This is a genomic window from Nonomuraea sp. NPDC049158, from assembly GCF_040648335.1.
Taxonomy (GTDB): domain Bacteria; phylum Actinomycetota; class Actinomycetes; order Streptosporangiales; family Streptosporangiaceae; genus Nonomuraea.
Genome location: NZ_JBEZDM010000046.1, coordinates 65,235 through 77,245, shown reverse-complemented (window position 1 = coordinate 77,245; position 12,011 = coordinate 65,235). Strand labels below are relative to the sequence as shown.

At 66.5% G+C, this 12,011-nt stretch carries 7 protein-coding genes; 4 read left to right on the top strand and 3 right to left on the bottom strand.

Annotated elements, in window-relative coordinates:
- Positions 1-259: 259 nt before the first annotated feature.
- Both AB0B61_RS50745 and AB0B61_RS50740 read right to left on the bottom strand, forming a co-directional pair.
- On the bottom strand, positions 260-1,429 hold the full coding sequence (locus AB0B61_RS50745; RefSeq protein WP_358448424.1) for a glycosyltransferase: 1,170 nt from the start codon (positions 1,427-1,429) through the stop codon (positions 260-262).
- 342 nt (positions 1,430-1,771) lie between these two features.
- Positions 1,772-3,355 carry a hypothetical protein gene (locus AB0B61_RS50740; protein WP_358448422.1) on the bottom strand — a complete coding sequence of 528 codons (1,584 nt, stop codon included), beginning with the start codon at positions 3,353-3,355 and terminating at the stop codon, positions 1,772-1,774.
- Between the two features lie 206 nt (positions 3,356-3,561).
- On the opposite strand from AB0B61_RS50740, the gene AB0B61_RS50735 reads away from it, so the two are divergent.
- The 4 genes from AB0B61_RS50735 to AB0B61_RS50720 all read left to right on the top strand — a co-directional run bounded on the left by AB0B61_RS50735 (position 3,562) and on the right by AB0B61_RS50720 (position 9,698).
- Positions 3,562-5,883, top strand: a complete 2,322-nt coding sequence (locus AB0B61_RS50735) for a hypothetical protein (RefSeq protein ID WP_358448420.1) — start codon at positions 3,562-3,564, stop codon at positions 5,881-5,883.
- A gap of 206 nt (positions 5,884-6,089) precedes the next feature.
- Entirely contained in the window at positions 6,090-7,232 is a 1,143-nt protein-coding gene (locus AB0B61_RS50730; protein ID WP_358448418.1) for a glycosyltransferase family 4 protein, read from the top strand.
- Positions 7,229-8,356 carry a glycosyltransferase family 4 protein gene (locus AB0B61_RS50725; protein ID WP_358448416.1) on the top strand — a complete coding sequence of 376 codons (1,128 nt, stop codon included), beginning with the start codon at positions 7,229-7,231 and terminating at the stop codon, positions 8,354-8,356. Before AB0B61_RS50730 ends, AB0B61_RS50725 begins: the two co-directional genes overlap by 4 nt.
- A gap of 34 nt (positions 8,357-8,390) precedes the next feature.
- Positions 8,391-9,698 (top strand): hypothetical protein, encoded by a 1,308-nt coding sequence (locus tag AB0B61_RS50720; protein ID WP_358448414.1) that lies wholly within the window; start codon positions 8,391-8,393, stop codon positions 9,696-9,698.
- A gap of 1,142 nt (positions 9,699-10,840) precedes the next feature.
- On the opposite strand, the gene AB0B61_RS50715 is transcribed toward AB0B61_RS50720, so the two are convergent.
- Positions 10,841-11,971 carry a glycosyltransferase family 4 protein gene (locus AB0B61_RS50715; RefSeq protein WP_358448412.1) on the bottom strand — a complete coding sequence of 377 codons (1,131 nt, stop codon included), beginning with the start codon at positions 11,969-11,971 and terminating at the stop codon, positions 10,841-10,843.
- Between the last annotated feature and the right edge of the window lie 40 nt (positions 11,972-12,011).

Sequence of the window (12,011 nt, the reverse complement as noted above, 5' to 3'; positions counted from 1 at the left end):
GGGTCGCGTTTGTCGTCTCCGCACCGGGGCGCCCTTACTCGGCCACTCGACCCAGGGGTGCAGCAGTCTCACCAGCCGAGAACGCAACGGCCTTGATACTATTATTGCCGGGATTTTCCAGCTATATCATTGCTGGCTACCGCAGGCGACACGCCGGGGACAGCGCCACATCAGTAAGATGAGAAGGCTGGGCTCCTATAGTCAGTTTGAGCGAGTCCGGATCCCGCACCATCGGTAACGAGTACTTTCCTGTCTTGTTTCACCTTGAGATATGCCGACGCCGGGATGAGGTGTGCAGTGACCGATAGAGGTCCTGTGTGTCCGCGGCGAGTCGTTCCACGCCGAACGCTTGTGTCGTCCACTCCCTGGCCGCCTCGCCCATGCGGTGTGCGAGGGCTCGGTCGGACAGGAGTCTCAGGGTGTGTGCCGCCAGCTCATCGACGTCGCGACCGGCCAGCAAGCCGGTGTGCCCGTCTTTGACGACCTCCGCGACGCTTCCCACTCGGGTGGAGACGACCGGCACTCCGGCCATCCCCGCCTCGATCAGCGTGATCGGGGTCCCCTCGTTGTCGGAGGTCAACATGACCACATCGGCGCAGGCATAGACCGTCTCCACGTCTCTCCTCCACCCGAGAAGGTGGAATGAGCCAGGAGCGAGCCCGCCTCGCCGCTCGATCTCGGGTGCCAGCTCGCCGCCCCCGCAGATGACGAACCGGCATTCCGGCGAATGGCGAAGCACGGCGTCGGCCACGGCGAGAAACCGGTCCAGTCGTTTCACCTGGGTGAGCCGGCCCACGTACGCGACGACAGGCACATCCGGTGGAAGGTCCAGCGCCCTGCGTGCCTCCAGCCGATCAGGGATCGGGCCGAGGCCCACCCCGGGCGGAATCACGGTGTACTGCTCCAGCCTGCCGATCCCGGCCTCGAGCAGATCGTCCCGCACCTGCGTGCCAACCGTGACGAGCCGGTCCGAGATGGAGGCGAGCAGTCGTTCCGAATGTACGTAGAGACGGCGCCTGGCCGGCGAGAAATAGCCATACAGGAGATGCCCGTGAAAGACGTGCACGCAGGCCGCGCCGATACCCGCCAGCCGGGCGGCCGCCCGGCCCAGCGCCCCGGCCTTGGCCGTATGTGTGTGGACAATGTGTGGGCGAAACGTCCGCATGGCACCGATCAACCAGCCGAGGGCCCTGACATCGTGGCCGGGCTTGACCGACCTGCCGAGGCCCGGAACGCGGTGCACCCCCATCTCCGCCTGCCGCATGTGGAGATGGTCCGTCTCGTCACCGTCAACGTGACCGGTGTAAAGCCGGTGATCGAACTCATCGGCGCACAGCCGCTCGCGCAGCCCCATTATCTGCGTGGCAGGACCGCCGACGTTCAGGCGCGCCAAGATTTCCATGACACGGATGCGGTCTCCATATGTCATCGCGGGCTCCTCGGTGATGGCCTGGTCACGTCGGAGAAGCTAACCCGCCGCCGGACGTTTCACTGACGCCGTGACGGGGGTTACGAAATGTTTTCCATATTCACTACCTCTGCATGATCTGCCGAAATTCGCACACCTGCCGACGAGCCTCGCCGACCCTCCGCTCACACCAGCGGACGCACGGGCCCGAGGCACGCGGGCCCGTGCGTCCGGGCCAACTCGCGAACCACCACGTCGATCTCGGTGGCCAGTGCGGGACGTGCGCCCCCGCACATGTGCCCCTGCTTCTGTTCAGAGCGCGGCCGGACATCCCCCTGAACAGCCGAGGTCAACACTCTGAGATCAGTTCTCTCGCGAATACAGGCCGCCCCGTGCGGTCGAGGTAAGAAGTCGAAGCCGATCCAGGCCGACCTCCAGCGCGGTCTCCTTCGTCACGAGCAGATAGCGCGACTGAACCTGGTGGCCGGTTCCGCGCAGGCGCAGGGTCAGGCCCACTCCGGCCGGCACGTCCAGGAGCCCTGAATCATAATTGGGCAGGTCGACCATGAGCGTGTTCTCCCACGCCGGCGCCTCCCCTTTGTAGGTGATATAGCGGCTGAGCGCGGCGGCCTTGGGATCCGCAGGGAAAAAATGCTGTTGGTGGAGCTCGAAGAAAACAGGCCCGAAGGCGCCGATAAGGGCCAGGTTGGTGGCCAGCGTGATGATGACGACGACGCGTTCGGAGCGGGCCAGGGCGACCAGCGCCGAGAGCAGCACATGAGGGGCCAGGACCCGGGAGTCGCGCCAATCGGAGACGTCGTACACCACCACTACCATGACCAACATAGGGACCAAGTTAAGGAGGTGGAACGCACCGGCGGCCAGGTCTTCATGATGGCCGGCAGTGCTTCGCCGAAGATGGCGGACAACGAGTACGGCGGCCGACACGACGATCGCCAGTAGTGCGGCTCGCAACCCCAGCTCGAGCCATTCACCCCCGACGAAGCCTTTGGCATTGGTCCAGATATGCAGGATTAGCAGCTTCGTTCCAGCCAACGGTGAGCGCGCGGTCAGCTCGGTCACCTGTGAGAAAAAGCCGGGAAAAGGGGTTGATGCGGCTACCCAGAGCCCGAAGGCCGCGGCGACAGCCGGGACCGCCTTGAGCGCCGCCCACACGAGTTGCCGGCCCGAGAGCATCGTGCCGCGCAGAAAGAACAGCGGGAGGAACAGCAGCGCCCAGGTGGGGCGGAGCAGGCCGGCCAGCGCGAGCAAGACGATTCCGGCGGCGAACACCGTGCGACTCGCACGCGGATCGCGGCGTATGAGCAGGACGAACACACCAGCCAACACGATGGCCAGCGCTTGCTGGACGGTTTCCTGCATGGTGCTCGACAGATACAGCATCACGGGCCAGAACGTGAGCACGAGGGCGCCTGTCAGCGCGGTTCGCACCCATCCGGCCCGGCTCAGCGCCAGGTAGCCGAAGATTGCCGCCGCCATGAGACCCATATTGATGAGCGGACCGGAGAAAGGACGCCAACCCGCAACCGCGCTGATGCCCGCCATGAGCATCGGAAACGCGGGGCCATGTGAGCCGAAGTGCAGGAAGGACAATTTCGCCTGCGCCTCGTCGACGCCGTAGAAACCGCCCGCGAAGCCAACCGCCCGAAAGGTCGCAACCTGGTGCCAGTAGTCGATCTCGTCGGACCAGGAAGGCGTGAAGCCGAGCAAGCCGACGTTGAAGTAATATCGCACGAGAAACGCTGTGACCAGGGCCGGAGAAATGGCAATGACTGCCCAGGCGACTGCGCTCGGCCACCGGCCGCCCGGCAATCGGCGGCGAGGGCCGGGGCGTGATTCTGGTGGATGATGCGCACCTGTCGCAGGATTTTCGGTCGAGAGTGAAATAGTCGACGTACAATCGGACGCCTTCGTCGGATCGCTCATGCCGTGACGGTAGCAGGGCTGCCGATAAAGAGCTGAGATTCCCAATGCCAACAATAGTGTGTCGCATCGCCATAACTGTTCATCGTTAGTTTCCTCCCTTTCCTACCCCTGCGCGCGGCCACCGGTACGCAAAGGACTGGCAAATACCGTGCCGGGTATGGCCGTCAACAGCGGGAATGGCCAGCCATCCGGTCAGACTGCTGCACATGTTCGGAAACACGCATGTCGACGGCATCGCACCACCGTTTCGTGAGCTGGTGAAGCCGGATCTGTCCCCTGCCGGCCGGTTCGGAGCGCGCGGATGGTGGCGGTTCCTACCGGCGGCGGGCGTGGGTGTGTTCGCCGTGGGGGTGTTGTGCTTCTACGGCGTCTCCGTGCGGGATGTGGCGGTGTTCGCCGCCTATCTGGTGCTGGCGGTGCTGTTGCCCGGGGTGCTGCTGGTGCGGGCGTTGTACCGGCGGCGCCGGACTTTGGTGGAGGAGCTCGCCCTTGGGCTCTGTCTGGGGTATGCGCTGGAGGTGTTCGCCTACATCGGGGCGCGTGCGGTGGGGGTGCCGCTGCTGGTGCTGGCCGGGCCGGCCGCGGTGTACACGGCGTTCGCGGGAGTGCCGACGCTGCGCCGGCACTGGAAAGGCGGGCCCCGGTTGCGGGCTCCGCTCTGGTGGTCATGCTTCCTGACGCTCGTCGCCGGATATCTGGTGCTGTGGAGCGCGGTCAGCTTCTTCAGGGGAAACGCGCTCGTCTGGCCGGCCCTCGCGAACTCCTACCTCGACGTGCCGTTCCACCTGGCCCTGATCGGCGAGCTCCGGCACCACATGCCACCGACCGTGCCGATGGTGGCCGGCGAACCGCTCTCCTACCACTGGTTCGTCTACGCCCACTTCGCCGCATCCAGCTGGATCACCGGCATCGATCCGATCATCCTGCTGCTGCGGCTGGGCATGTTGCCGATGATGATCGCCCTCGCCGTCGTCATCGGCATGATCGGACGGTGCCTCAGCAACTCATGGGCCGGCGGACTGCTGGCCGTCATCGGCACGATCTTCATGGCTATGCCGAACCTGTACCAGGGGATCGACGTCGGCGTGTTCACGTTGAAGCCGGTGCAGTCGTGGCTGAGCCCCACGCAGACTTTCGGTGCGTTGCTCTTCGCTCCAATCGTGCTCTTCTTCATAGACTTCCGCCGGCTCCGCCACGACCGGGGGGCCTGGGTGTTGCTCGGAATCTTCCTTGTCGCCGTGATGGGAGCCAAGGCGACCTATCTCCCGCTGCTCGCCGCCGGGCTGGCGGCCGTCGTCGTCGTGGAGCTCGCCAGGCGCCGCAAACTCTGCTTGATCACACTCGCCGTGCTCGGCGCCACGATGGTGTGCATCGCCTATGCCCAGCTCGTACTGTTCGGCCAGGCGAGGCTTGGTATGAGCGTCGATCCGTTGTCCCTTACCCGGATCAACTGGGGCGGCCTGACCGGACGCGATTCCGCCGCGGCCTCCACCGGCTCGCTTTTGGGCATCGCCGGCTTGTACCTGTGGAGCTGGACCCTTGAGTGGGCCGGCGTGCTGGGGCTGCTGACCCGGCCACGGCTGTTCCTGCGGCCTCCCGTCGTTCTCATGCTGGGAATCGGCGTGGCCGGGCTCGGGGCCATGCTCATGCTCGGCCATCCCCATCGCAGCCAGCTCCATTTCTTCTGGGCCTGCTATCCGTACCTGGCGGTGTTGACCGCCTACGGGCTCGTCGTCGCGTATCGGCGTGCACGGCCGTCGCTGCGAACAGTCACGCTGGTGACCGTCGCGGCCATGGTCACCGTCTTTCTCGTCCGTTGGCTGTGGGGAATGGCGGTCCCCCTGGGACCCGGCCAGGGCGAGACCCTTCTTCACCGGCCGTATGCCGCTCTCGGGGTCGTCATCGCCATGGCGATCGTCGCCTTCTTCCTGGTCATACGACGTCGTCCCGTCGTGGCGGGAACGCTCGCGACAGTCATGGTCACCGCTATGGGATTGCCCGCGGCATGGTCGACGAGGATCGTCTCGCCGGTATTCGCGGGACCGCGTGACAGCAATGCGAGCACCCCGTCCACGGTGGCGGCGTCTGCGATCCCGGAGGGCGCCTTGGCCGCCGGGCGGTGGCTGCGCGAGCATTCACGCCCCGAGGAACTGATCGCCACCAACGAACACTGCCGCTGGGGATCAACCGAACCATGCGACAGCCGGCAGTTCTGGGTGAGCGCGCTGACCGAAAGGCGCGTCCTCGTGGAAGGCTGGGCGTTCACCCCGAGCAACTACGCTCGTTGGCGCCCAGGGCTCATCGCGGAACTCCAGCCCTTCTGGGATGACGCCCTTCTCAAGACGAACGACGCGGTCTTCCGGTCGCCATCGCCGACGTCGATCCAGGAATTGACCGGTCGTTACGGCGTTCGGTGGTTGTTCGTCCATGAGGGGCTCATCGGCGCCGGTCCCGGGATAGGCGCTTACGCCGAACTCCGGTTCCGGTCCGGCGACTACGCCGTTTACCATCTCGCCCCCAGCGGCTGAGCGCCTTGGGCGGCAGCACGCACCGTACTGAACGAGAAACAGGATGATCCTCCGGAAACCTCCGTTAAGCCGAAATCATCCCCCGACTCGGACAGATCCCGAGCCATCGAGCTTTGCGCTTGTGCAATGACGGCAAAATATCGGGCGGTGCGCGGAGCGCCATAGCCGGGCAGTGTGCTCTCGATTGTCACGATGACCAAGTGAATATGAGGACCGAATCGCTCCCGGCCCGCTCGAAAGTCGTTTATGTAATCCCGCACCTGTCCTCCGAGGAGTCCGAGCACTTCGCGCACATCCCGGCTTTTCTCGCCGCTCTCGGCGCGAGAATGGACGTGGTCGCGCTGGTGGAGCGGGGCACGCCACCCGCGCGACTGCCCGGCGTGCGCAAGGTGATCTCGACGGTCGGCCGGAGCCGGGTCGCCCGTCTGGTCCGCGCGTTCTCGGCGGTCCGCTGGTGCGCGCGCGCCGGTTACCGCACGTACTTCCTCCGCTATTCGCGCTTCCTGCTCATCGTGCTCATTCTGACTTATCCGCTCTTCCGGCATCGCATCTTGCTGTGGCGCAGCGGAACGGCCGACCTGGTCGACGGCAACAGGCGCAGAACGCTGCGGCATCGATGGAACGACCTGTTCAACACGCTGCTCGCCCGCTGCGCGCACGGCTTCGTGACCGGCCCGGAGAGCATGGTTCCGGTCATGCGGGCCAGATGGCGGATCCCAGCCCACCGAATGCGGCTGCTCTACAACGACATCGACAGCGATCGGTTCGCACCTCTACCTCCAGATGTGCGGCAGGAGGCCCGCCACCGTCTCGGCTGGGATGACACCGAGTTCGTGCTCCTTTTTGTGCACCGCCTCTCCTTCCGGAGGGGAACGCGGCTGCTCGTCCCGTATCTCGACGCCGTCCGAGCCGAGCTGAACCGTCCCGTCCGGCTGGTGGTGGTGGGCGACGGCCCCGACCGCTCGTACCTGGAGCAACTGGGTCGCGGCCGAGCGGACCTGCGCATCATGGGGCCAGTCCCGAACCAGCAGTTGCCCTCACTGTACGGAGCGGCGGACTGCTTCCTGATGCCCAGCTACGAGGAAGGCTTTCCGCGCGTGCTCCTGGAAGCCATGAGCACCGCACTGCCCCTCGTGACGACCAGGGCGGGCGGCTCGGCGGACGTGGTGGGACCCGACTATCCCTTCCTCTGCGACGTCGGGGACCTGCCCGCGCTGATCAGGATGACCACTGAGGTGGCGCGCCTGACGAGCTCTGAGCGCGAGGCTCTCGGAGCCCGCATGCGGGAGCGGGCCCGGGAGCGGTTCTCCCCGCAGCATGTCGCCAGCATGCTGGAGGACATCCTATGAGGCCTGTTTCCGTCACCCTGGTCGTGTCGAGTCCCTGGACACGTGACCTGCGGCCCGACGACGGCGACCTGCGCTCCGCGCGGGCGCTGGCCGAACGGCTCGGCGGGCCCTACAGCGTCATCGTGCCCTCGGGAACGGCGGAGCCGGGGTTCACCGAGCTCGGCGCCGTCCACCTGTACCGAGTCCCTGACCTGTCACGGCCGGCCTTTCTCCGGGCCGCCCGGCACACGATCGACCACGGCCTGCCCAGGTTCTGCGACGTCCTGCTGTCCAGTGACCCGCTCGCCGCCGTGGCGGTCGAGCTCTCCCGAACGCGGGCTCGGACGCCGCACATCGTGCAGATCCAAGGGGACGTACTCGACCCGGGCCCCGCGTACGGCGGCGTGGTGAAGAGAGCCGGGCTGGCCCTGGTTTCGCGAGCGGCGGTGCGCCGAGCCACCGCCGTCCGCGCCGTGCGTCAGGGGATCAAGCGCCGGGCCGAACAATGGACATGCCGCCCGGTCGCCTACATTCCGAGCAGAGTGGACACCCGGTTCTTCGCGCCTTCAGCCGTTCCGGGCCTCCGTCCCATCCACGCGGTCATGGTCGGCAACCTGCTGCCCGTGAAGAACCACGCGAGTGTGATTCGGGCGTGGCCCCACATCGTCGACCGTGTTCCCGGCGCACGGCTGGTCGTACTCGGCGAGGGGTCCGAGCGTCCGCGGCTGCAGAGCTTGATCAACGATCTCGGCGTCGGAGACCATGTCGAGTTGCGTGGCTCCGTACCGCGCGACGAGGTCGTCCGCACGTTCGGGCAGGCGCGACTCGCCGTCCATCCGTCATGGTCGGAGGGGCAGCCACGGGCGGTCCTGGAAGCGATGTCCTGCGGCTTGCCGATGCTCTGCTCCGACATCCCCGCGCACCGGGAGATCATCCGGCCCGAGACCGGTGCGCTGCTGACGCCGGGAGACGTGCGCGGGTGGGCGGAGAGCATCGTCTCGCTCCTCGCCGACCCGGAGCGCGCCTGGTCGACCGGGGCCGCCGGACGACGATACGTCGCGGAACACCACGACTTCGACGTGATGATCGACATGTTCGCCGACTTCATCCGGGACATCGCCATGTCCGCCGGGACCGACCGGTGACGGGAAACGAGATCGGCCTCTGATGATGACATCCTTGCGCGAAACGATGGTCCGGCACGCGCGCATGCCGGCGCGGCGGCAGTTGCGGACGTTCGTCTCGCTCGCCGTCGGCAGCCAGGGCGAGGGAATCCTGTCCGTCCTGAGCACGATCGCGCTGGTGCGGACGACCTCGGCGGCGGAAGCCGGAAAGGTGATCTCCGCGCAATCGCTGGCGTCTGTCTGGTTCCTGTTGTGCGACCCCCGGCTGGAGGACGCGGCGCAACGGTACGTGCCGCTCCAGCGCTCCCGCGACGGGGGAGGTGCCGCGTTGTTCGGCCGACTGTTCAGATGGGACGTGGGAATCGGCGCGGGCGCGAGCGGGGTCGGGTTGCTGCTCACGCTGGCCGCGTACCTGATCGGCGGCGTTTCCGGTGATCTCGCGGTGCTGCTCACCCTCGCCATCGTCACGGCCGGCGCCACCTCCTCGACCGGGTCGGCCGGTGCCGCCTTCGCTCTCACCGGTCGGTTGCAGCGGCTCGGGCGGGTCCGGCTGTGGTGCGCCGCTCTGCTGTGCCTGCTCGCCCTCGGCGGTCTGCTCGCGGGCGGGCCGGTCGGCTATCTCGCCGGTCAGGCCGCGGGTGCGCTGGTGACCGCGGTGGTGCTCGCCCGGGGGGCTTTGAGGTCCGTCCACAGCGTGTACGGGCCACCCGTTCCGGGTGCCGCTTTGCCCACCGGCCTGGTGAGATTCTCCGCCAAAGCGTCCACCGCGACCTCGGTGGCGGCCGCCTCGGAGTCGGGTCTCCTCGTGCTGGCGGGCGTGGTCGGCGACCCCGCGCTCGTCACCATCCTTAAGATCGCCTCGGCGCCGGCCCGTATCTACACGAGCCTGATCAGTCCCGTGGCCTCGATGCTGCAACCCCGGCTGGCTGAGGCGGCGGCGGCCGGCGAGGCTCGGCGCATCAAGACCGACGTGACACGGTCGAGTCTGACGTTGGGGACCCTAGGGGCGGGCGCGCTCGTCCTCGCGATCCCGCTCGCCGGGCCCGCGCTCGGACTGGCCTATGGCTCGTCGTACGCGCAGACGAGTATCGCCGCCCTGCTGCTCCTCGCCGTAGCTTGCGTGAAGGGGGGCGTGTCTTGGTCCAAGGTGCTTCCGCTCGCCCTCGGCAAGCCGGGTTGGCGGCTGGCCTTTCTCACTATTGAGGGACTCCTCTGTCTCGGGCTGCTGCTCCTCGCCGCCCGGATCGCTCAAGAGCCGATCGCCACGGCAGTCGCCTTCGGCTGGGGATCTTTGGCCTTGACCGTGATCGGATCCGCGTTCTGGTTCCTCGCTCTTCGAAGACTGGTGGTTTGCCATGATTGAGGCCGCTCGCCCGGCGGGAATGCCAGGCGTCACACTCGCGAGGCTTCTGCTCGGAGCTGCCGTGGCACTCGCCGGGCTGGCCGCCGACCAGCTCGGTGAGGCCATGATGGGGCGCGCGATCTGGGTGCTGGCTCTGCTGATCCTCCCGCTTCCCGCGCTCCCCGCGCTGATGGTGTGCATCATGCGCATGGACTTGCCCCTTGTCGGTGACTTGAAGGTGTGTGACGCGATCGCCATGGCCTACTTGGTACGGCTGGCCGTCAGCGGCGCGATCATGGAGATCCGGTTCGCACCGTCCCAGGCGGCCCTCGTCGCCTTCTTCGCCTGGGCCGCCGTGGTGACCCCGGCTCATGCGGGAACGTTCTGGCCGCTCGTTCACCTCGTGCTGTACGCGGCTGTGGGAGTCGGGTTGACGCACAGCCCGGCAGCACGACGTGGCCTGCTCTGGGCGGTGCTGGGGCTGGCCGTCTACCAGATGGTCGTCCATCTGCCACATCTCACCGACCGCCTCTGGGGAAGTCTCATGGCGGACCCCGCACAGGTGGGTGCGCTTCTGCTGGCAGCGCTGATCTTCGGGCCCATCAAGGCATTGCCGCTCCCCGCCCGGATCCTGATCCGGCCTCTGCTGGTGCTCGGTGTGGCCGCCACTCAAACGAGGTCGATCTGGTTCGCGTTCGTTGTCGTGCTGGTCGCGACGGCGCTGCCGAGGCGATGGTACGTACCCGTGACGCTGCCGCTGGTCCTGGCGCCGATCGGACTCTTCGTCGTACCGCGGCTCACCACGGTCCTGGATCTCAATCAGGAGTCCGGTGAGCTCCGAGCGGAAGCGATCGCGGTGGGCCTGCGGCAGTTCGGCGAGAAGCCCCTCACCGGCCACGGCTGGGCGGTCCTCGACCACCTCAACGGCGGCATCGTCTACAACCTCTGGGTCCACTTGGGGGTGGCCACGGGGCTCGTCGGCATCCTGCTGTTCCTGGCCTACATTCTCCTGCTGTCCGTCGAGACCTCGCGGACCGATGGTTCCGCGTACCTCTTCCTGACCGGCGTCCTGGCCATCTCGCTCACCGAGACACCGCTCTACGGGGGCTCGATGCTCACCCTGCTCTTCTTCACCGTCATCTCCTCGGCGGCGCTGCCCCGCCCTACTGGGGAAGAACGTCCTCGAGCAGTGCCCGGTATCTCGCGCCCAGAACATCCCAGCTCACTTGGCGCGCCGCCGCACGCGCACGGGTGGACTGCTGAGCCCGTAGGGCCGGATCACGCAGGAGCCGCACCAGCGCCGCCAGGAATTCCTCAGGAGAGTCGACGATGATTCCTGATCCGGCACCGCTGATCAGCTCGGTGGGAACGCTCCGGTAGCCGACGACTGGGACTCCGCATCCCAGGTATTGGGCCACCTTCACCGAGGATCGCTCGTGCTGGATCCGGCGAGGATAGAGCCCCACGTCGAAGGCGGTCAGATAGGCGGGAACGTGCTCAGCGGGTACGTGTCCCACCAGCTCGACGTCCGGCCGGTCCGCGAGCCTGCGTCCCAGAACCTTGCCGACCCCACCGATCAGCCAGAGGCGCGCTTGCGGGCAAGCGGCCACCACTCCGGGCCACACCTCTTCAACCAGGTGCGTCACGTTGTACATGGGATCAGGACCACGATCCTGGTCGCAGAGATGCCACGCGGCGGCGTAGCCCACCGTCAGCTCTCCTGGCTTCTTGTGGTGCCGCACGTCCTCCAGCACTCCTGGATCGGGCTCCACCGTCCGCAGGCCGTGGCCGATGACGTGGATCGGGCACGTCACACCCAGTTCGCGGTAACGGTCGGCGGCCGCCTGGTTGGTGACAACAAGCGCGACTATCCGCCGAGAAGATCGCAGAGTCCGCACCTCGTCCTCGGTGAAGTACGGATCGTCCATGTCCACCACGACCGGAAACGCAGCAAATGGAATGTGCCTGGTGTTGGTGATGAATCCATATCTGTAACGCCTGGCGGCCTGCTGGAAGAGAAGGCGCCCGTGCGCACCGATGGAACGATTCAACGCGCGGAACTGAATCCCGCGAATAATTCTCCTGTCGGTGCAGCGCAGCATGAGACTGTCCACCCGATCCAGAATGGGCAACAGCTCAGCATATCTGGTGTTGTTGATGCTCTTAAACCAGATATTAGTATGAAATACCCGATTTTCGGCAATATTGCCGCGCCTGAGATCGGCGAGTTTGATCTCACGGAAATCCATATCGTCACCGTCCCGGAGCCCCTGCTTCGCGGCAAGAACCGACACGCCCCGAATACTCGCCATAACCACTTCAGGGCCACGCTGA